The following is a 20,814-nucleotide window of genomic DNA, read 5'->3' as shown; positions in this document are numbered from 1 at the left end:
CGTGAGCCCTCCCGAGGATGCCCGTCGACGGGACGCCGTGCGCGACGCGGCGCAGTACGCGGAGCGGTGGTTCGCGTTCGCCGGGGAGACCCGCCAGGTGCCCGGCATCCAGGCGGCGATCCGCTACCGCGGCGAGCTCGTGAGCGAGTTCGCGTGGGGTCGCGCCGACCTCGAGACCGGGGAGGAGCTGACCTCCCGGAGCCTGTTCCGCATCGCCTCGCACTCCAAGACCTTCACCGCCACCGCGGTCCTCCAGCTCGCCGAGCGGGGAGCCCTGCGGCTCGACGACACGGTCGCGCAGTGGGTGCCGGAGCTGGCCGAGTCGGAGCTGGCCGCCGTCACGGTGCGGGAGCTGCTCGCCCATCAGGGCGGGATCGTGCGCGACGGCCGAGACGCCGACTACTGGCAGCGGGGTGCGGCCTTCCCCGACCGGCAGCGCATCGTCGACATCTGTCGCACCGAGGGACGGATCTTCGCGCGCAACGAGCACTTCAAGTACTCCAACATCGCCTACTCGGTGCTGGGTCTCGTCGTCGAGGCCGCGTCGGGCTCCGACTACGACACGTTCACGCGCGAGAACATCTGCGCGCCGCTGGGGCTGGAGCGCTCGGGCTCGGAGTGGCAGGCGGCGCGCGCCGACGAGTACGCGTCGGGCCACACGGCGCGCTTCGCCCTCGGCGGCAGGCGGCGGGTGATCCCCCACGTCGACACGCGGGCCATGGCGGCGGCCACCGGCTGGTTCTCCACGGCGACCGAGACGAGCGCGTACCTGGCCGCGCACGCGCTGGGCGACGACCGGCTCCTGGGCGACGACAGCAAGCGGCAGGCCCAGTACCGCGTCTCGCGCATCGAGATCGGCGGCGCGCACCGGCACTACGGCCTCGGGTTCGAGCTGTTCGAGCTCGACGGCGCGCTGCTCGTCGGTCACAGCGGCGGATACCCCGGCCACATCACGCGGACCTGGCTCGACCCCGAGAACGACCTCGTGGTCAGCGTCTTCACCAATGCGATCGACGGGCCCGCCGACCTCCTCGCCACGGGCGCCATCGCACTCCTGCGTCTGGCCCTCGCCCACGCGGACGACGACGACCGCATCGAGGGCGTCGAGGGTCGCTACGCGAGCCTGTGGTCGGTGCTCGATCTCGCCCACCTGGGCGGGGCGACCTTCGCCCTCCACCCGCAGCTCGACGACCCGGCGCGCCTGGCCGAGAAGGTGGAGACCGCTGCCGACGGAACCCTCCGCCAGCCTTCCCGCGCCAGCTTCGGCGCGGCGGGGGAGCAGGTGGAGGTGGCGCGCGACGGGTCGGGTGCGGTGGAATCGATCACGTGGAGCGGCATGTCGATGTGGCCGTTCGACGTGTTCACCGAGGCGATGGCTCAGCCGGACCCCGGACGGATCCTGGAGGGCATGGCACTGTGACGGACGTGGAGAAGGACGACGCGGCGCTCGACCTCGCCGAGGAGCTGCGCACCTTCGTGGAGGACTTCGCCTTCGCGTGGGGCGCCGCCGGCAACCCCCGGATGGACGGGCGCGTGCTCGGGCTCCTGCTGATCGTGGACCGGCCGTTCCTCTCGTCGGCCCAGATCGCCGAGATGCTCGGCGCGAGCGCCGGTGCGGTCTCCATGTCCACCCGTGCGCTCGTGAGCCTCGGGTTCCTCAAGCCCCACTCGCTCCCCGGAGACCGCAGCCGCTACTTCCGCGTGGAGGAGGACGTGTGGGGGAGCTTCCTGGCCGGGGAGCGCGACTACGCCCGCCGGATCACCTCGACGATCGACTACGGTCTGGACGTCGTCTCGGAGGATGCCGTCGGCCCGCGCACGCGACTGAACAACGCGCGGCGGTACATGATCTGGCTCGTGGGCTATCACCGCAAGATGCTCAGCGACTGGGAGGCCTACCGGGACTCCGGCGCCGACGAGGACGCGGACGCATGAGCACGCCGCTGCTGGAGGTCCGCCGCCTGTCCGTGGACTTCGTCGTCGGCGCCGAGACGGTCGGCGCGGTCCGCGACGTCTCCTTCTCGCTCGATCGCGGCGAGGTGCTGGCCCTGGTGGGCGAGTCGGGCTCGGGCAAGAGCGTCACGGCGCTCTCGCTCGTCGGCCTCCTGCCGCGGGGCGCGCGCGTGCGCGGCGAGGCGCTGCTGGACGGCGAGGACCTCCTGGCCATGAGCGCACCCGCGCGGGCGCGGATCCGCGGCACCCGCATCGGCGTCGTCTTCCAGGACCCGGGGAGCGCGCTCGACCCCGTCTTCACGGTCGGCTCGCAGATCGAGGAGATGCTGATCGTCCACCGGCCGGAGATGACCAGGGCCGAGCGGCGCGCACGGGTGATCGAACTCCTCGAGCAGGTCGAGATCGCCGACCCGGAGCGGCGGATGTCGAGCTATCCGCATCAGCTGTCGGGAGGTCAGGCCCAGCGGGTCATGATCGCGATCGCGCTCGCGTGCGAGCCGGAGATCCTGATCGCCGACGAGCCCACGACGGCGCTGGACGTCACCGTGCAGCGCGAGGTGCTCGACGTGCTCCGCCGGCTGCGCGAGCGCATCGGCACCTCGATCATCATGATCACCCACGACATGGGGGTCGTCGCCGACATCGCCGACCGCGTCGTCGTGATGCGGGAGGGCCGTGTCGAGGAGGCGGCGGCGGTGCGCACGCTGTTCGCGGCGCCGCAGGCGGGATACACCCAGCGGCTCCTGGCCGCCGTCCCCCGGCTGGGGGCTCCCGAGCGACCCGCGCCCATCCCCGCGTCGGCGGTGCTCGACGTCGACGACCTCTCCGTCGTCTACGGGCGCGGGGCACGCGCGGTCGCCGCCGTGCACGGCGTCAGCCTCCGCGTCGGCGAAGGCGAGATCGTCGCCCTCGCCGGCGAGTCGGGGTCGGGCAAGTCGACGATCGGCCGATGCGCCCTCGGCCTCGCGCCGATCTCGGCGGGTGCCGTGCGCATCGACGGCGTCGACCTCGCGCGGGTGCGCGGCCGCCGCGCCGTGGCGGTGAAGCGGCGCGTGGGCGTCGTCTTCCAGAACTCCACCGCCGCGCTCGACCCGCGCCGCACCGTCGGCGATTCGATCGCCGAACCGCTGCACGTCCACGGCGGCCTCCGCGGCGCGACGCTCCACGCCCGGGTCGCCGAGCTGCTCGACGCGGTCGGCCTGCCGTCGGGGTGGCACCGTCGCTATCCGCACGAGCTGTCGGGCGGTCAGCGGCAGCGGGTGGCGATCGCCCGCGCGATCTCGCTGCGGCCGCGTCTGCTGATCGCCGACGAGCCCACGAGCGCCCTCGACGTCTCGGTGCAGGCGACGGTGCTCGATCTGCTGCGCGACCTCCAGCGCGAGCTGCGCTTCGCCTGCCTGTTCATCAGCCACGACCTCGCCGTCGTCGATGAGCTGTGCGACCGCATCGTGGTGCTGCAGGGCGGCCGCATCGTGGAGGAGGGCTCCCGGGGCGACGTGCTGCGGCGCCCGCGGCACCCCTACACGCGTGCCCTCATCGCCGCAGCGCCGGTGCCCGACCCCGTCGAGCAGGCGCGCCGCCGCGAGGCCGCCCTCGCAGGCTGATCCTCAGGCGGCTCGTCTACCCTGGATCCATGACCGAATCCACGCCCGTGCGCGCCACCGGACCCCGCCAGGTGCGCCCGCGCACCGAGGGGTGGACGCAGCGCACTGACGCCGACGGCAAGCCGCTCCTGCAGTTCGCGGCCCCCAAGAAGGGGATGCCGCCGGCGCACCTGGCCGACCTGACCCCCGAGCAGCGCGTCGAGCGCGTCAAGGAGCTCGGCATGCCGGGCTTCCGCGCGGCGCAGCTCGAGAAGCACTACTTCCAGCACTACACGTCCGACCCGGCCGCGATGACCGACCTGCCCGCCTCCGGGCGCGAGGAGTTCGTCGGGGCGATGCTGCCCCCGCTCCTCACCGAGGTGCGCCGGCTCGAGACCGACAAGGGCGACACGATCAAGTTCCTCTGGAAGCTCCACGACGGCGCACTCGTGGAGTCCGTCCTCATGCGCTACCCGGGCCGCATCACCCTCTGCGTGTCGAGTCAGGCCGGGTGCGGCATGAACTGCCCCTTCTGCGCGACGGGACAGGCCGGGCTCACCCGCAACATGTCGGCGGCCGAGATCGTGGAGCAGATCGTCCGCGCCAACCGCCTCATCGCGGACGGCTCGTTCGGCCCGGCCCACCACGAGGGCGAGCGGGTGACGAACATCGTGTTCATGGGGATGGGCGAGCCGCTGGCCAACTACAACCGCGTGATGCAGGCGGTGCGGACGATGGTCGACCAGAAGCACGGCCTCGGCATGAGCGCGCGCGGAGTGACGGTCTCGACGGTCGGCCTGGTGCCGGCGATCAACAAGCTCGCCGCCGAGGACATCCCGGTGACCTTCGCGCTGTCGCTGCACGCCCCCGACGACGGCCTCCGCGACGAGATGATCCCGATCAACTCGCGCTGGAAGGTCGACGAGGCCCTCGACGCGGCCCGCGGCTACTTCGAGAAGACGGGTCGCCGGGTCTCGATCGAGTACGCGCTCATCAAGGACATGAACGACCACGCCTGGCGGGCCGACCTGCTCGCCGAGAAGCTCAACGCACGCGGCCGCGGTTGGGTGCACGTCAACCCGATCCCGCTGAACCCGACGCCGGGCTCGGTGTGGACGGCGTCCGAGGTGCCGGTGCAGAACGAGTTCGTCCGACGGCTCAACGACGCCGGGATCCCCACGACCCTGCGCGACACGCGGGGCAAGGAGATCGACGGCGCCTGCGGGCAGCTCGTCGCGACCGAAGAGGATCGCGCGGCGGCTGCCACGGCCTGAGTGCCCTCCACCGCCACTAGCGTGGAGACATGGTCAATTATCGCTATCTCGGCAACAGCGGGTTCAAGGTCTCGGAGATCACCTACGGCAACTGGGTGACCCACGCCTCGCAGGTCGGCGACGACGCCGCGATCTCGACGGTGCACAAGGCGCTCGATCTCGGCATCACGTCGTTCGACACGGCCGACGCGTACGCCAACACCGCCGCGGAGGTCGTGCTCGGCAAGGCGCTCAAGGGGCTCGACCGCCCCGACTTCGAGCTCTTCACGAAGGTCTACTGGCCGACGGGCAAGAAGGGCCCCAACGATCAGGGCCTCTCCCGCAAGCACGTGTTCGACAGCATCAACGGGTCGCTGCGTCGCCTCGGAGTGGACTACGTCGACCTCTACCAGGCCCATCGCTACGACTACGAGACCCCCATCGAGGAGACGATGCAGGCGTTCGCCGACATCGTCCGCCAGGGCAAGGCGCTCTACATCGGGGTCAGCGAGTGGACGGCCGAGCAGCTGCGCGAGGGGCACGCCCTCGCGACCGAGCTGGGCTTCCAGCTCGTCTCCAACCAGCCGCAGTACTCCGCGCTGTGGCGCGTGATCGAGGGCAAGGTCATCCCGACCTCCGAGGAGCTCGGCATCTCGCAGATCGTCTGGTCGCCGATGGCGCAGGGCGTGCTGTCGGGCAAGTACCTGCCCGGCCAGCCGGTGCCGGAGGGGTCGCGCGCGACCGACGAGAAGAGCGGCGCGAACTTCATCCAGCGCTTCCTCGACGACGACGTGCTCACCGCCGTGCAGAAGCTGAAGCCGATCGCGGAGGAGGCCGGCCTCACCATGCCGCAGCTGGCGATCGCGTGGGTGCTGCACAATCCGAACGTCGCCGCCGCGCTCGTCGGCGCCTCGCGTCCCGAGCAGCTCGAGGACTCGGTGAAGGCCTCGGGCGTCGTGCTCGACGACGACACCAAGGCCGCGGTCGACGCGGCGCTGGCGCCGGTCGCCGTGACCGACGTCGAGCAGACCTACACCGTGTCGCCGAAGGGCCGCCCGGCCTGATCGGCCGGCGCGCAGACGCGATGCCCGCGACGAGCGCCGGCATCCTGCTCTATCGCCTCGACGGGGCGAGCGGGGTGTCGGTGCTCGTCGCGCATATGGGCGGTCCGTTCTGGTCCCGGAAGGACGACGGGGCGTGGTCGATCCCCAAGGGAGAGGTCGACGGCGACGAGGGGCTGCTCGACGCCGCCCGCCGTGAGTTCCGGGAGGAGCTCGGCATCGACCCGCCCGACGGCGAATATGCCGAACTCGGCACATTCGCCTACTCCTCCGGCAAGCGGGTCACCGTCTTCGTCACCGACGGCGCTGAGTTCACCGCCACGGAGTTCGAGTTCGGCACGTTCGAGCTCGAGTGGCCGCCGCGCTCGGGCCGGCGGCAGGAGTTCCCCGAGGTCGACCGCGTCGAGTGGATGTCGATCCCCGACGCACGCGATCGCCTCGTCGCGGGGCAGCGCCCGGCACTGGACCGCCTCGAAGAGCTGCTGGCGGACGTCGGAGCCTGAGGGCACACTGTCGGCACAGGGACGAGAGGACGACGCCATGGCGCACGGAGACATCACGCACATCGACATCCCGGTCGGCGACCTGACGAAGGGGGCGGCGTTCTACTCCGACCTGTTCGGGTGGCAGATCGCGGAGGTCCCCGGCTTCGAGGGCTACCCCATGTGGCAGGCCCCGAACCAGATCAGCGGCGGCGGTCTCGCGCCGCGTTCGGAAGGGTTCACCCAGCCGCGCTCCTACGTCGAGGTCGACTCGATCGACGAGACCATCGCGAAGGCCGAGGCCGCCGGCGGCGGCGTGGTGATGGCGAAGGACAACATCACCGCCACGAGCTGGTGGGCGATCATCGTCGACCCGGACGGCAACCACATCGGGCTCTTCGAGGGGTCGACCGGCATCTAGCCGGCCTGTGCCCCATCAGCGCTTGCGGGTGGGTGCCGCCGACACGTCGAGCTTCTCGTGGTGGCCGCTCAGCGACGACCAGGCGCTCGCCGTGCCCGTCGCCGCGTGCTCGGAGGCGCGGACGGCCCGCTCGTCGGCCCATTCGTTGAGCACGTGGCCGCGGTGTCCGCGGACGTGCTCGAGGACGACATCGGGGAGGCCCGCGGCGCGGCGGGCGTCGCGCGCCACGATCAGCTGCTCGAGCAGGTCGCGGTTCTTGGTGGGCGCGCCCGTCGACGTCTTCCAGCCGCGCCGGCGGTGGGCGTCCATCCACGACGAGTAGGTGTCGATCGCGTACTTGGAGTCGGCCTGCACGACCAGCTCCCGCACGTCGGGGTGGTCCTCGATCGCCTTGAGCAGCCCGAGCAGCTCGCCGATGTTGTTGGTCCCCTCGGGAAGCGACCCCGCCGCCCAGTGTCCGTCCTCACCGACCCACGCCCAGCCGGTGGGGCCGGGATTGCCCTTGCAGGCGCCGTCTGTGGCCACGACGTAGCGGGAGGATTCGGTCACCCCTCGACGGTAGTCGATCCGCTCCACGCGAACGTGGCGCGAACGGTGGTCTCCCCGCCGCGGAGGGCGCCGGATGCGCCACATTCTCGCCGGATGTATACGCAGGGGCGAGGGAGGGGAAGGGGGAGGGGTGACTGGGGGTGTTTGTGTATACAATGGGGAGGTCGAAGGGGGAGCATGCGAGCGGGTGAGCGGGCCTATCTGACGCTCCTCGACGAGATCCAGTCCGGCGTCCTGACCGCCGGCACCGTGCTCGGCGAGGTGGAGCAGGCCGCGCGTCTGGGCGTGAGCCGCACGCCGCTGCGCGAAGCCCTGGGCCGCCTCGCCGCCGACGGCCTGGTCATCCAGGCCTCGCCCCGCGTGACCGTCGTCTCCGAACTCGACGCCGACGACATCCGCGAGCTGTTCGAGCTGCGCCGCGCGCTCGAGGAGAGCGCGGCCCGGCTGGCCGCCCACCGCGGCGGCCGCGAGGTCTTCGCGGCGCTCGCCGCAGAGTTCTCCGCCATCGACACGGCGGGCGCCCCCGACGACTACTACGCGCTGATCGCACGTTTCGACGCCGCGGTCGACGCCGCCGTCTCGAACGACTATCTCGCCGGCGCTCTGCGGACCGTCCGCACCCACCTCGTGCGCGTCCGCCGGCTCGCCCGCGACAAGCCGGAGCGCCTGGCGGCCTCGGCGGGCGAGCACCGCATGATCGCCGCGGCGATCGCGGCCGCCGACGCCGACCTGGCCGCGCACGCCACCCACGTCCACCTGCACAACGCCCTCACCGGCATCCTCGAGTCCCTGGAGGCCCCCGCATGACCGTCACCCATCACGTCCGCGTCCACCGCAGCGACGAGGAGCTGCCGCGCGAGCAGCAGCTCGCCCACGCGATCGCCGAGGTCGCCGTCGATCCCGTCGCCGTCGAGGCCGACGTGGTCGACATGATCGTCAACCGGCTCATCGACAACGCGGCCGTGGCCGCGGCCTCCCTCACCCGCGCTCCGGTCAGCGCCGCGCGTCAGCAGGCGCTCGACCACCCCGTCTCGCGAGGCGGCGACGGCGCCACCGTGTTCGGCGTGCCGGCGCAGACCCGGACGAGCCCCGAGTGGGCGGCCTGGGCCAACGGCGTCGCCGTGCGCGAGCTCGACTACCACGACACGTTCCTCGCCGCCGACTACTCCCACCCGGGCGACAACATCCCGCCGATCCTCGCGGTCGCCCAGCACGTCGGCGCCGACGGAGCCGCCCTCGTCCGGGGCATCGCGACGGGGTACGAGATCCAGATCGATCTCGTGCGCGCCATCTGCCTGCACCGCCACAAGATCGACCACGTCGCCCACCTCGGCCCGTCGGCCGCCGCGGGCATCGGCACCCTCCTCGGCCTCGACGTCGCCGCGATCGAGCAGGCCGTCGCCCAGGCCCTGCACACGACGACGGCCACGCGCCAGTCGCGCAAGGGCGAGATCTCCACCTGGAAGGCGTACGCCCCGGCCTTCGCGGGCAAGATGGCCGTCGAGGCGGTGGACCGCGCGATGCGGGGGCAGACGTCGCCGAACCCCATCTACGAAGGCGAGGACGGCGTCATCGCGTGGCTGCTCGACGGCCCGGACGCGGCGTACGAGGTGCCGCTCCCGGCGACCGGCGAGCCCAAGCGCGCCATCCTCGACTCGTACACGAAGGAGCACTCGGCCGAGTACCAGGCGCAGGCCTGGATCGACCTGGCGCGCAAGCTGCACCACGAGCACCCGTCCCTCCGACAGGCTCAGGGCCCCGGCGGGAGCGAGGTCGCATCGATCGTGCTGCACACGAGCCACCACACGCACTACGTGATCGGCTCGGGAGCGAACGACCCGCAGAAGTACGACCCGACCGCGTCGCGCGAGACGCTGGACCACTCCATCCCGTACATCTTCACCGTGGCCCTGCAGGACGGCGGCTGGCACCACGTGGACTCGTACGCGCCCGAGCGCGCGGCCCGCCCCGACACCGTCGCACTGTGGCAGAAGGTGACGACGGCGGAGGATGCCGAGTGGACGCGCCGCTACCACTCGGACGACCCCGCCGAGAAGGCGTTCGGCGGACGCGTCGTGATCACCTTCGCGGACGGGACCACGATCGTCGACGAGATCGCCGTCGCCGACGCCCACCCGCTCGGTGCGCGGCCGTTCGCCCGCGCCGACTACGTGCGCAAGTTCCGGCTGCTGGCCGAGCCGGTGCTCGAGCCGGCCGAGATCGAGCGCTTCCTGGCCCTCGTCGAGCGGCTCCCCGAGCTGAGCGCCGACGAGGTGCGGCAGCTGGGGTTCGTCGCCCGCCCGGGCGTCCTCGACGGGGCACCCGCCCCGAAGGGACTCTTCTGATGTCGCGCGCTGCGGTTCGGCGTTTCGTCTCGCTCCGCTCGCTCAGCGACCGGGGGGACCGGTCTCCGGTCGTTGAGCGAGGCGCGCAGCGACGAGACGAAACGTCGCTCCCCGACGGAAAGGTGCTCTGATGCTGTACTCCGCCATCCCCGCCAGCGAGAAGCGCCGCATGCTCCGAGAGCGGCTCGCGGCCGGTGAGCTCATCCGCTTCCCGGGCGCCTTCAACCCGCTGAGCGCGCGACTCATCGAGCGCAAGGGCTTCGAGGGCGTCTACATCTCGGGCGCGGTGCTGTCGGCCGATCTCGGCCTCCCCGACATCGGCCTGACGACCCTCACCGAGGTGGCCGCCCGCGGACAGCAGATCGCCCGCATGACCGACCTTCCGGCCCTCATCGACGCCGACACCGGATTCGGCGAGCCCATGAACGTGGCCCGGACGATCCAGACCCTCGAGGACGCCGGTCTCGCGGGAGCCCACATCGAGGACCAGGTCAATCCGAAGCGCTGCGGTCACCTCGACGGCAAGGCCGTCGTGGACGAGAGCACCGCCCTCAAACGCATCCGCGCCGCCGTCGACGCGCGCCGCGATCCGAACTTCCTCGTCATCGCCCGCACCGACATCCGCGCCGTCGAGGGGCTCGATGCCGCGATCGACCGCGCGAAGGCGCTCGTGGATGCCGGGGCCGACGCGGTCTTCCCCGAGGCGATGCGCGACCTCGCCGAGTTCGAGGCGATGGCGTCGGCGATCGACGTGCCGATCCTGGCGAACATGACCGAGTTCGGGAAGTCCGATCTCTTCTCGGTGGAGCAGCTGCGCAGCGCCGGGGTGAGCATCGTCATCTGGCCGGTGTCGCTCCTGCGATTGGCGATGGGCGCGGCGGGCCGTGCACTGGATACGCTGACGGAGGAAGGACACCTCACGTCGCGGCTGGGCGAGATGCAGCATCGCGCCGACCTGTACGACCTCATCGACTACGAGGGCTACAGCCGGTTCGACTCCGACGTCTTCACCTTCGAGCTCGACGACCGGCAGGCAACGCAAGGGAGCACGGCATGACCGACACCGACATCAAGAAGGGGCTGGCCGGCGTCGTCGCCGACGTCACCGCCATCAGCAAGGTCAACCCCGAGACGAACTCGCTGCTCTACCGCGGCTACCCGGTGCACGAGCTGGCGGCCACCCAGCCCGCCGAGGCGGTGGCCTACCTCCTGTGGCACGGGGAGCTCCCCGATGCCGCGCAGCTCGCCGCGCTCCGCACGGAGGAGCGGTCGCACCGGGCGCTGGCCGACGACGTCCGTGCGGCCATCGACCTGACGCCGCTCGACGCGCACCCCATGGACGAGGTGCGCACCGCGGTGAGCGTGCTCGGCGCGCGCGACCTCGCCGGCACCGGATCGGTGATGGACGCGAGCGGGACCCCCGAGGACAACCTCGCCCGCAGCGTGCGCCTGTTCGCGGCGCTGCCGGCCATCGTCGCCTACGGGCAGCGCCGCCGGCGCGGGCAGGGGCCCGTCGCACCGCGGGACGACCTCGACTACGCGGCGAACTTCCTCTGGATGACGTTCGGCGAAGAGGCCGATCCCGTCGTCGTGGATGCCTTCAACCGCTCGATGATCCTCTACGCGGAGCACTCGTTCAACGCGTCGACCTTCACGGCGCGAGTGATCAGCTCGACGCTCAGCGACCTCTACTCGGCCGTCGTCGGGGCGGTCGGAGCGCTCAAGGGTCCGCTCCACGGTGGCGCCAACGAGGCGGTCCTGCACGTGTTCGACGAGATCGGCGACGCCGACAACGTCGTGCCGTGGCTCGAGGCCGCCCTCGCCGAGAAGCGCAAGATCATGGGATTCGGCCACCGGGTGTACAAGCGCGGCGACTCGCGCGTTCCCACCATGAAGGCGGCGCTGGACACCCTCATCGCGCACTACGACCGCCCCGACGTCGAGGCGCTCTATGCGATGCTCGAGTCGGAGTTCGTCGCCCGCAAGGGCATCTACCCCAACCTCGACTACCCGTCCGGCCCGGCCTACAGCCTCATGGGCTTCGACACCCTCACCTTCACGCCGCTGTTCGTCGCGGCGCGCGTGGTCGGGTGGACCGCCCACATCATGGAGCAGACCGCCTCGAACGCGCTCATCCGCCCGCTGTCCGAGTACGTCGGGCACGACGAGCGCCACATCGACGGCTTCGTCGACGACGTGGGCACCGCGGCGATCTCGCTCCGGCAGGCGGAGGCCGACGGCTGAGGTGTGAGGGCCGCGCGCGAGGGATGGAGCGCCTCACTCGCCGCGCGGCTCTCCCCGCGCACGAGCTGCCGGTTGTGCCGGTGGAGGAGCCGGCGGTCCGGTGCGGCGGCATGATGGATGCCATGAGTCGCACCGCCGTCATCGTCGACGCCGTCCGCACCCCCTCGGGGAGAGGCAAGCCGGGAGGAGGGCTCTCGGGCATCCATCCGGTCGATCTGGCCGCGGGGGTGCTCCGGGCGGTGCTGGAGCGCAACGGGCTCGAGTCCTCGCAGGTCGACGACGTGCTCCTCGGCTGCGTCAGCCAGGTCGGGGAGCAGTCGGCGAACATCGCGCGTCAGGCCTCTCTGGCGGCGGGATTCGACGAGGCCGTGCCGGCGGCGACGATCGACCGGCAGTGCGGATCGAGCCAGCAGGCCGCGCACTTCGCGGCGCAGGGGGTCATCAGCGGCCAGTACGACATCGTGATCGCCGGCGGGGTCGAGTCGATGAGCCGGGTGCCGCTCGGTGCGGCGGGCTCGGTCGCCGGCTCGCCCGGGTCGCCGCTGCTGCGGGACCGCTATCACGAGGGCCTCGTCGGCCAGGGGATCTCGGCCGAGCTCATCGCCGAGCGCTGGGGCTTCACGCGGGACGATCTCGACGCGTTCGCCGCGGAGTCGCACGAGCGTGCGTCCGAGGCCACCGCGGCCGGGCTGTTCGACGGCCAGCTCCTGCCGCAGGGCGATCTCGCCGCCGACGAGACGATCCGCCCGGGTACCACGACCGCGTCGCTCGCCGGTCTGCCGCCCGCGTTCCGCTCGGACGCCGCCGCCGCGCGATTCCCCGAACTGGACTGGCGGATCACCGCGGGGAACTCCTCGCCGCTCACCGACGGCGCCTCCGCCGTGCTGATCATGGCCGAGGAGACGGCGTCGGCCCTGGGCCTCACCCCGCGGGCCCGGTTCCACGCCTTCGCCGTGACCGGCTCCGACCCCCTCCTCATGCTCACGGGCCCGATCCCCGCCACCCGGCGCATCCTGGCCCGCAGCGGCCTCACGATCGACGACCTCGACGCGTACGAGGTCAACGAGGCGTTCGCCTCCGTCCCCCTCGCGTGGGCGGCCGAGGTGGGCGCCGACCCGGCTCGCATGAATCCGTGGGGCGGCGCGATCGCGCTCGGCCACGCACTCGGATCCAGCGGCACGCGCCTGCTCGGGACGCTGCTGGCCCACCTCGAGCACACCCGCGGACGCTGGGGACTGCAGACGATGTGCGAGGGCGGCGGCATGGCCAACGCCACGATCATCGAGCGCCTGTAGCGCTCACCCTCCGGCCGCAGGGACCGGTCGTCGCGGCGCCGGAGACTCAGATGAGGGCATTCTCACTCGCGACTGTGACCGGTCTGAGTATCGTCGGCAGGACTGACCGGGCACGATGCCGTGCCCGCGAACGCTCGGGGAGTCACAGTGTCGAACGTCGCCGTCTCGAAAGCCCACATGTCCGCCGCGGTCCGCAGACTCGTCTCCGTCGTGAGCGCCGTCGCGCTCGTCGCCGCCGGGTTCGGAGGGGTCGCGCTGGCCGCTCCGCCCGCCGCCGTCGCGGCCGAGCCGCGCACGTTCGCGCTGGTCGGCGACCTGCAGAGCGAGCTCGGCTGCTCCGCCGACTGGCAGCCCGACTGCGCGCAGACCGAACTGGCGCCGACGGGCGATCCGGACGTCTTCGCTGCGGAGTTCGAGGTGCCTGCGGGCTCGTGGCAGTACAAGGTCGCCGTCGACGACGCGTGGGACGAGGCGTACGGCCTCGACGGCGGCGGGGACAACATCCCGCTCACCGTGGCCGGGCCCGCCACCCTGCGGTTCCTCTTCGACGACGCCGCCCACCGGGTGGGCGTGGAGGTGCTCTCGCTCCGCGGCGGCTACGGGGCCGAGGACGACGCGCTCGCCTCCGAGCCGGTCCGCCAGGCCGGCGCGGGCGAGCAGTTCTACTTCGTCATGACCGACCGGTTCGCCAACGGCGACGCGGCCAACGACCGCGGCGGCCTGGACGGCGATCGGCTGGCGACCGGCTTCGACCCGGCGTCGTCGGGCTTCTACAACGGCGGAGACATCGCCGGCCTGCGCGCGAACCTCGACTACATCAAGGGGCTCGGCACGACCGCGATCTGGCTCACGCCGAGCTTCGCCAACAAGCCGGTGCAGGGCGAGGGCGATGCGGCCAGCGCCGGCTACCACGGCTACTGGATCACCGACTTCACCCGGATCGATCCGCACCTGGGCACGAACGCCGAGCTGGAGGCGTTCATCGACGAGGCGCACGCCGAGGGCATCGACGTGTACTTCGACATCATCACCAACCACACCGCCGACGTCATCTCCTATGCCGAGGGCGAGTACTCCTACATCGACCAGGAGACCTCGCCGTACCGCGACGCGGACGGCACCGCGTTCGACCCCGCCGACTACGCGGGTACCGGCGACTTCCCGGCGCTGGACGCCGACACGAGCTTCCCCTACATGCCCGTCGTGTCGGAGGCCGAGGCGGACATCAAGGTGCCCGCCTGGCTCAACGACGTGACGCTGTACCACAACCGCGGCGACTCGACCTACTCGGGCGAGTCCACCACGTACGGCGACTTCGCCGGGCTCGATGACCTCATGACCGAGCATCCCGACGTCGTGAACGGGTTCGTCGAGGTCTACCAGGACTGGATCGACCTCGGCATCGACGGGTTCCGCATCGACACCGCCAAGCACGTCGACTTCCCGTTCTGGGAGCAGTGGACGGAGCGCGTGCTCGACTACGCGCACGCGCAGGGCAAGGACGACTTCTTCATGTTCGGCGAGGTGTACGACGCCGACCCCGCCCTCCTGGCCCCGTACGTCCGCAAGACCGACATGAACTCGGTGCTCGACTTCGCGTTCCAGTCCGCGGCCACGAGCTTCGCCAAGGGCGGGAACGTGTCGACCCTCGAGAAGCTCTTCGCGGGCGATGACCGGTACACGACGACCGACTCGTCGGCGACCGCCCTCCCCACGTTCCTCGGCAATCACGACATGGGCCGTGTCGGCTACTTCCTCAAGGACAGCGGCGACGCCCTCGCACGAGACCTCCTCGCCCACGACCTGCTGTTCCTGAGCCGCGGCCAGCCCGTGGTCTACTACGGCGACGAGCAGGGCTTCACCGGCGTCGGCGCAGGAAACGACAAGAGCGCCCGTCAGTCGCTGTTCGCCAGCGAGGTGGCGGAGTACCGGGACCAGACGCTGATCACGGGCGAGACGGTGGGCGGCGTCGACCGCTTCGACACCGACACCCCGCTCTACACGCACATCGCGGACCTCGCGCAGCTGCGCGCCGACCACCCGGCGCTGGTGGACGGGGCCCAGATCGAGCGGTACGCCGCCGACGGGGTGTACGCCTTCTCGCGCGTCGACCCCGCAGAGCGCATCGAGTACCTCGTCGCGCTCAACAACACGACCTCGGCCTCCGCCGTCGACCTCACGACGCTCACCGCCGACGCGTCCTACGCGCCGGTCTACGGCGGCGGCGATCCGGTCGCCTCGGACGGCGCGGCGCAGGCGACTGTGACGGTGCCGGCGCTGTCGGCCGTCGTGCTCCGCGCCGATTCGACCGTGACCGCGCCCGCCGAGGCGGCCGGGCTCACGGTCTCGGTTCCCGAGGCCGGTGCGGGGGTCACCGGCTCCGCACCCGTCGCGGCGTCGGCCGACCAGTCGTGGCGGCAGACGAGCTTCGCCTGGCGCGTCGTCGGCTCCGACGAGTGGCAGCCGCTCGGCACCGCGGAGGACACTGCGCCGCGCGTGTTCCACGACGTCGACGGGCTCGCGACGGGCACGCTCGTCGAGTACCGCGCGGTCTCGACGGATGCGGCGGGGCAGCGCTCGGCCGCCTCCACCTACGCGTCGGTCGGCAACCGCGTGACCCTGGTCGAAGAGGAGGAGCCCGAGGAGCCGACCGAGCCCACGCCGTACGACTTCGTGAGCATCCCCGGCAGTCTCAACAGCGAGATGGGCTGCGCCGCGGACTGGTCGCCGGACTGCGACGAGGCGCAGATGACGCTCGTCGACGGGATCTGGCGGCTGACCGTGGATCTTCCCGCGGGCACGTACGAGTACAAGGTCGCCACCGAGAAGAGCTGGGACGAGAACTACGGCGCCGACGGTGCGCCCGGCGGCGCGAACATCGCCATCACCCACGACGGCGGGCCGATCACCTTCTACTTCGACCCCGTCACCAAGCGCGCCCAGTCCACGGCGGAGGGCCCGGTGGTGACGCTTCCGGGTTCGTTCCAGAGTGAACTGGGTTGCGCCGCGGACTGGTCGCCGGACTGCCTGCGGAGCCTCATGCTCGACGGCGACCGCGACGGCGTCTACGAGTTCGCGACCTCGCGCATCCCCACCGGCTCCTACGAGGTGAAGGTCGCCCACGGCCTCGGCTGGGACGAGAACTACGGCGCCGGAGGAGCACCGGGCGGCGCCAACATCGCGTTCAGCGTGACCGAGGGCAAGCGGGTGGTCTTCCGCTACGACCTCGCCACCCACGTGCTCGAGATCGTGGCGGCCGACCCGCCGCTGCCGGGCACCGGGGAGTCGCGTGCGCACTGGATCGACGCGGACACCATCGCGTGGCCCGACGACCTCGGCACCTCCGCCGCGGGTGCCGAGTGGGCGCTCTTCTCCTCGCCGGACGCCTCGCTGGCGCTCGCGGACGGCGAGGTCGCCGGCGGTGACCCGCAGGAGCTGGAGCTGGTGGCGGGCGGGCTCACCGCGGAGCAGGTGGAGCGGTTCCCCGCGCTCGAGGGCTTCACCGCCCTGCGCGTCGCCGGTGCGGACCGCGGCGACGTGGCGGCGCTCCTGCGCGGCCAGCTGCGCGTGGCGCAATGGGGCGCCGACGGCGCACTGACCGCGTTCACCGGGGTGCAGATCCCCGGCGTGCTCGACGACCTCTACGCGTCGGACGTCGCGGACGACTCCCTCGGCGTCTCGTTCGCCGGCGCGGGACGGAAGGCCACGACGACTTTCCGGCTCTGGGCGCCGACCGCGCAGTCCGCGACCCTCCTGACGTGGGAGGCAGGTTCGGACGCCGACCCGGTGCGTCACGAGGCGACCTTCGACGCGGCGGCCGGCACGTGGACCGCCGCCGGCGGACGCGAGCTCCGCGGCGACGAGTACCTCTGGGAGGTCGTCGTCTACGCGCCGAGCACCGATGCGATCGAGACCAACGTCGTCACCGATCCGGGCTCGGTCGCCCTGACGCTCAACTCCGAGCGGTCGGTCGCGATCGATCTCGACGACCGGGCGTTCATGCCGAAGCAGTGGCAGAAGACGAAGGCGCCGCGCATCGATCGGGCGGTCGACCGCGCGATCTACGAGCTCCACATCCGGGACTTCTCGATCACCGACGAGACCGTGCCCGAGCAGGAGCGCGGCACGTATCGCGCGTTCACGCGCGACAGCGCGGGCACCGCGCAGCTGCGTCAGCTCGCCGAAGCGGGCATCAACACCGTGCACCTGCTGCCGTCGTTCGACATCGCGACGATCGAGGAGGACCGTGCCGCCCAGCAGACGCCCGACTGCGATCTGGCGTCGTTCGGGCCGGCCTCCACCGAGCAGCAGGCGTGCGTCGAGGCGGTCGCCGACACCGACGGGTTCAACTGGGGCTACGACCCGTTCCACTTCACCACGCCCGAGGGATCGTACGCCGTCGACGCGGACGGCGGAGCGCGCGTGAGCGAGTTCCGCTCGATGGTCGGAGCGCTCCACGGCATGGGGCTGCAGGTGGTGCTGGATCAGGTCTTCAACCACACCGCGGCGTCGGGTCAGGCGGAGCGCTCCGTGCTCGACCGCGTCGTGCCCGGGTACTACCACCGGCTCAACGCGGCCGGCGCCGTGGAGACCTCGACCTGCTGCCAGAACGTCGCCACCGAGCACGAGGTCGCCCAGAAGCTCATGGTCGACTCGGTCGTCACGTGGGCGCGCGACTACAAGGTCGACGGCTTCCGCTTCGACCTCATGGGCCACCACTCGAAGGAGAACATGCTCGCGATCCGCGCCGCGCTCGACGAGCTCACCCTGAAGAAGGACGGCGTCGACGGAAAGCGCATCTACCTCTACGGGGAGGGCTGGAACTTCGGCGAGGTCGCCGACGACGCGCTGTTCGAGCAGGCGACGCAGGGGCAGCTCGGCGGCACCGGCATCGGGACCTTCTCCGATCGGCTGCGGGACGCCGTCCACGGCGGCAGCCCGGTCGACAGCGGCTCGACGTTCCGGCAGGGCTATGGCACGGGCCTCGGCACCGACCCCAACGGCGACCCCATCAACGGCACGAGCGAGCAGGCGCTCGCCGACCTCGCGCGGCAGACCGACCTCGTCAAGCTGGGCCTCGCAGGGAACCTCCGCGACTACGAGCTCACGACCGCCGACGGCGACGTGAAGAAGGGCTCCGAGCTCGACTACAACGGTCAACCGGCGGGATACGCCGACGAGCCGGATGAGATCATCACCTACGTCGACGCGCACGACAACGAGACGCTCTACGACCTGTCGGTGCTGAAGCTGCCGAAGGACACCCCGATGGCCGACCGCGTGCGGATGAACACGCTGTCGCTGGCCACCGTGACGCTGTCGCAGACGCCGTCGTTCTGGCACGCCGGCACCGAGCTCCTCCGCTCGAAGTCGCTGGATCGCAACAGCTACAACTCGGGCGACTGGTTCAACCGCATCGACTGGACCGGTCAGGAGTCCACGTTCGGCTCGGGCCTGCCGCGGGCGGCCGACAACGAGGAGAAGTGGGACATCATGGAGCCGCTGCTGGCCGATCCCGCGCTGAAGCCGGGCGCCTCCGACATGGCGGCGGCCGAGGCGGCCGCGCTGGACCTGCTGCGGGTGCGCTCGGACGTCGGCCTGCTGCGTCTCGGGTCCGCGGACCTCATCTCGCAGAAGGTGACGTTCCCCGCGAGCGGACCGGATGCGACGCCGGGGGTCATCGTCATGCAGATCGACGACCTCGTCGGGCCGAATGCCGATCCCGCCCTCGACGGGGCGCTCGTCGTCTTCAACGCGTCGCCCGATGCGACGACGCAGACGATCGACGATCTCGCCGGCCGCGGCTTCGCGCTCACGGCCGCCCAGGCCAAGGGCGCGGACCCCGTCGTGAAGACGACGACCTGGAATGCGGGGACGGGCACCGTCACGGTGCCGGCGCGCACGGTCGCGGTCCTGGTCGACGCCGCCGCGGTGAAGACCAGCACGACCGCCGCTCCGACGCGGCTGGTCGCCAAGCAGGGGACGCCGGTCAAGGTGACCGGCAAGGTCGTCGCCGCCGACGGCAGCGCGCCCGTGGGAACGCTGACGGTGACCGACGCGGGCAAGGTCGTGGCCACCGTCGCCCTCCCGGCATCCGCGAAGGGCCGGATCGACGTCACGCTGCCTAAGCTGCCGCGCGGCATCCACCTGCTGCGGACCTCGTTCACCGGCGCCGGCGATCACCGCGACTCCCGCTCGGGGGTGCGTCCGCTGTTCGTCTACTGATCCGCGGCCTGAATCGTCTACCCCCGACCGAGACACATGGCAGTCGTTGCCGCCTCCGTATCCGTGAGGCGGCAACGACTGCCGTCGTTCCACCTTCCGGCGTGAGATAGATGGACATCCATGTAAAATGATCACTGTGCCCATAAGGCACGGACGATGCCGTCGATATGCCTCACAAGGACGTGAACACATGAGCATGACCGTCACCGAATCCCTCTCCGCGGAGGAACGCGAAGCGATTCTGGATGCCGTGCGCGATTTCGCCCGGACCCACCTCGCCCCGAACGCGCTGGAGTGGGATCAGACCCGCCACTTCCCGCGTGATGTGCTCGCGATCGCGGGGGAGCTCGGCCTCGGCGGCATCTACGTGCGCGAGGACGTCGGCGGCAGCGGCCTCAGCCGCAGCGACGCGGTCGCGATCGTCGAGGAGCTCGCCGTCGGCGATCCCACCATCGCCGCCTACATCACGATCCACAACATGGTCGCGTGGATGATCGACCGCTACGGCACCGACGCCCAGCGTCACGCATGGCTGCCCCGGCTGGTCGCCATGACCGAGTTCGGCGCCTACTGCCTGACCGAGCCGGGAGCGGGTTCCGACGCGGCCGCGATCACGACCTCGGCGATCGCGGACGGCGACGACTACGTGCTGACCGGCGTGAAGCAGTTCATCTCCGGCGCCGGCGAGGCCGGTGTCTACGTCGTCATGGCGCGCACCGACCCTGCCACCGGTTCCGGGGCGGGAAGCGCCCGGGGGATCACCGCCTTCCTCGTGCCGGGTGACGCCGACGGCCTGTCGTTCGGACCCCACGAGAAGAAGATGGGATGGAACGCCCAGCCGACCCGGCAGGTGATCCTCGACCGGGTGCGCGTGCCGGCATCCGCGGTCCTGGGCTCGCTCGGCGGCGGCTTCGCGATCGCCATGAGCGGACTCAACGGCGGGCGCATCAACATCGCCGCGTGCTCGCTCGGCGGAGCGCAGTGGGCCCTCGACCGGGCCGTGCGGTACGTGCACGAACGGTTCACGTTCGGCGAGCCGCTGGCCGACAAGCAGGCGATCGTCTTCCGCCTCGCCGACATGGCCACCGAGCTCCGTGCGGCGCGCGCGCTCGTCCAGGGCGCGGCGCTGGCTCTCGATCAGACGACCCCGGGCAGCTCCGACTACGCCGAGGTGACCGTGCAGTGCGCGATGGCCAAGCGCTACGCGACCGATGCCGGCTTCACGATCGCCAACGAGGCACTGCAGCTGCACGGCGGATACGGCTACCTGCAGGACTACGGCATCGAGAAGGTGGTGCGGGACCTCCGCGTCCACCAGATCCTCGAGGGGACCAACGAGATCATGCGGGTCATCATCGGCCGGCACGTGCTCGCCGAGGGTGCACGGTGATCGCGTCGTGCGT

General features: G+C 71.4%; 15 protein-coding genes. 14 read left to right on the top strand and 1 reads right to left on the bottom strand.

Annotation, left to right across the window (positions count from 1 at the left end; all coding sequences use genetic code 11):
- Window position 1 precedes the first annotated feature (1 nt).
- The 7 genes from ACPWUT_RS13600 to ACPWUT_RS13570 are packed head-to-tail and all read left to right on the top strand — an operon-like array spanning window position 2 to window position 6,753.
- Window positions 2-1,420, top strand: a complete 1,419-nt coding sequence (locus ACPWUT_RS13600; RefSeq protein ID WP_425838554.1) for a serine hydrolase domain-containing protein — start codon at window positions 2-4, stop codon at window positions 1,418-1,420.
- A 5-nt stretch (window positions 1,421-1,425) separates the two neighbouring features.
- Window positions 1,426-1,935 carry a GbsR/MarR family transcriptional regulator gene (locus ACPWUT_RS13595; protein ID WP_284529049.1) on the top strand — a complete coding sequence of 170 codons (510 nt, stop codon included), beginning with the start codon at window positions 1,426-1,428 and terminating at the stop codon, window positions 1,933-1,935.
- Window positions 1,932-3,557, top strand: coding sequence for an ABC transporter ATP-binding protein (locus ACPWUT_RS13590; RefSeq protein WP_425838550.1), 1,626 nt, complete (start codon window positions 1,932-1,934; stop codon window positions 3,555-3,557). Before ACPWUT_RS13595 ends, ACPWUT_RS13590 begins: the two co-directional genes overlap by 4 nt.
- Window positions 3,558-3,586: 29 nt before the next feature.
- A complete protein-coding gene (gene rlmN, locus ACPWUT_RS13585; protein ID WP_425838547.1) occupies window positions 3,587-4,810 on the top strand; it encodes a 23S rRNA (adenine(2503)-C(2))-methyltransferase RlmN in 1,224 nt (407 codons plus the stop codon).
- A 29-nt stretch (window positions 4,811-4,839) separates the two neighbouring features.
- Window positions 4,840-5,853 carry an aldo/keto reductase family protein gene (locus ACPWUT_RS13580; RefSeq protein ID WP_425838544.1) on the top strand — a complete coding sequence of 338 codons (1,014 nt, stop codon included), beginning with the start codon at window positions 4,840-4,842 and terminating at the stop codon, window positions 5,851-5,853.
- A gap of 20 nt (window positions 5,854-5,873) precedes the next feature.
- Window positions 5,874-6,353: an NUDIX domain-containing protein gene (locus tag ACPWUT_RS13575; protein WP_284529054.1), complete on the top strand. Its 480-nt coding sequence runs from the start codon at window positions 5,874-5,876 to the stop codon at window positions 6,351-6,353.
- Window positions 6,354-6,390: 37 nt separating this feature from the next.
- Window positions 6,391-6,753 carry a VOC family protein gene (locus ACPWUT_RS13570; RefSeq protein ID WP_425838540.1) on the top strand — a complete coding sequence of 121 codons (363 nt, stop codon included), beginning with the start codon at window positions 6,391-6,393 and terminating at the stop codon, window positions 6,751-6,753.
- A gap of 15 nt (window positions 6,754-6,768) precedes the next feature.
- Here the strand turns inward: ACPWUT_RS13570 and ACPWUT_RS13565 are convergent, their stop codons facing one another.
- Complete coding sequence (locus ACPWUT_RS13565; protein WP_284529057.1) at window positions 6,769-7,302, bottom strand: ribonuclease H family protein; 534 nt, start codon at window positions 7,300-7,302, stop codon at window positions 6,769-6,771.
- Between the two features lie 177 nt (window positions 7,303-7,479).
- On the opposite strand from ACPWUT_RS13565, the gene ACPWUT_RS13560 reads away from it, so the two are divergent.
- The 7 genes from ACPWUT_RS13560 (at window position 7,480) to ACPWUT_RS13530 (ending at window position 20,801) form a co-directional block, all read left to right on the top strand.
- A complete protein-coding gene (locus tag ACPWUT_RS13560) occupies window positions 7,480-8,109 on the top strand; it encodes a GntR family transcriptional regulator (RefSeq protein WP_425838536.1) in 630 nt (209 codons plus the stop codon).
- On the top strand, window positions 8,106-9,647 hold the full coding sequence (locus ACPWUT_RS13555) for an MmgE/PrpD family protein (protein WP_425838533.1): 1,542 nt from the start codon (window positions 8,106-8,108) through the stop codon (window positions 9,645-9,647). Before ACPWUT_RS13560 ends, ACPWUT_RS13555 begins: the two co-directional genes overlap by 4 nt.
- Before the next feature lie 130 nt (window positions 9,648-9,777).
- The gene (gene prpB / locus ACPWUT_RS13550; protein WP_425838530.1) at window positions 9,778-10,704 is read left to right on the top strand and encodes a methylisocitrate lyase; all 927 of its coding nucleotides are present in this window, start codon (window positions 9,778-9,780) and stop codon (window positions 10,702-10,704) included.
- Window positions 10,701-11,891, top strand: a complete 1,191-nt coding sequence (locus ACPWUT_RS13545; protein ID WP_425838527.1) for a bifunctional 2-methylcitrate synthase/citrate synthase — start codon at window positions 10,701-10,703, stop codon at window positions 11,889-11,891. The genes prpB and ACPWUT_RS13545 overlap by 4 nt, the downstream gene beginning before the upstream one ends.
- A gap of 122 nt (window positions 11,892-12,013) precedes the next feature.
- Complete coding sequence (locus ACPWUT_RS13540; RefSeq protein ID WP_425838524.1) at window positions 12,014-13,186, top strand: thiolase family protein; 1,173 nt, start codon at window positions 12,014-12,016, stop codon at window positions 13,184-13,186.
- A 177-nt stretch (window positions 13,187-13,363) separates the two neighbouring features.
- Entirely contained in the window at window positions 13,364-19,411 is a 6,048-nt protein-coding gene (gene pulA / locus ACPWUT_RS13535) for a pullulanase-type alpha-1,6-glucosidase (protein WP_425838521.1), read from the top strand.
- Between the two features lie 190 nt (window positions 19,412-19,601).
- The gene (locus ACPWUT_RS13530; protein ID WP_425838518.1) at window positions 19,602-20,801 is read left to right on the top strand and encodes an acyl-CoA dehydrogenase family protein; all 1,200 of its coding nucleotides are present in this window, start codon (window positions 19,602-19,604) and stop codon (window positions 20,799-20,801) included.
- The last annotated feature ends 13 nt before the right edge of the window (window positions 20,802-20,814 follow it).

The sequence above is a fragment of the Microbacterium sp. PA5 genome (assembly GCF_049860775.1).
In the GTDB taxonomy this organism is placed as follows: Bacteria; Actinomycetota; Actinomycetes; order Actinomycetales; family Microbacteriaceae; genus Microbacterium.
The sequence above is the reverse complement of the archived record's forward strand: the minus strand, read 5'-3'. Positions and strand labels throughout refer to the sequence as shown.

Bases quoted from the DNA above. Each gene is read 5' to 3' on its own strand.
- rlmN (WP_425838547.1), top strand. From the start codon at position 3,587: ATGACCGAATCCACGCCCGTGCGCGCCACCGGACCCCGCCAGGTGCGC.
- ACPWUT_RS13580 (WP_425838544.1), top strand. From the start codon at position 4,840: ATGGTCAATTATCGCTATCTCGGCAACAGCGGGTTCAAGGTCTCGGAG.
- ACPWUT_RS13575 (WP_284529054.1), top strand. From the start codon at position 5,874: ATGCCCGCGACGAGCGCCGGCATCCTGCTCTATCGCCTCGACGGGGCG.
- ACPWUT_RS13590 (WP_425838550.1), top strand. From the start codon at position 1,932: ATGAGCACGCCGCTGCTGGAGGTCCGCCGCCTGTCCGTGGACTTCGTC.
- ACPWUT_RS13570 (WP_425838540.1), top strand. From the start codon at position 6,391: ATGGCGCACGGAGACATCACGCACATCGACATCCCGGTCGGCGACCTG.
- prpB (WP_425838530.1), top strand. From the start codon at position 9,778: ATGCTGTACTCCGCCATCCCCGCCAGCGAGAAGCGCCGCATGCTCCGA.
- ACPWUT_RS13540 (WP_425838524.1), top strand. From the start codon at position 12,014: ATGAGTCGCACCGCCGTCATCGTCGACGCCGTCCGCACCCCCTCGGGG.
- pulA (WP_425838521.1), top strand. From the start codon at position 13,364: ATGTCCGCCGCGGTCCGCAGACTCGTCTCCGTCGTGAGCGCCGTCGCG.
- ACPWUT_RS13560 (WP_425838536.1), top strand. From the start codon at position 7,480: ATGCGAGCGGGTGAGCGGGCCTATCTGACGCTCCTCGACGAGATCCAG.
- ACPWUT_RS13545 (WP_425838527.1), top strand. From the start codon at position 10,701: ATGACCGACACCGACATCAAGAAGGGGCTGGCCGGCGTCGTCGCCGAC.
- ACPWUT_RS13530 (WP_425838518.1), top strand. From the start codon at position 19,602: ATGAGCATGACCGTCACCGAATCCCTCTCCGCGGAGGAACGCGAAGCG.
- ACPWUT_RS13555 (WP_425838533.1), top strand. From the start codon at position 8,106: ATGACCGTCACCCATCACGTCCGCGTCCACCGCAGCGACGAGGAGCTG.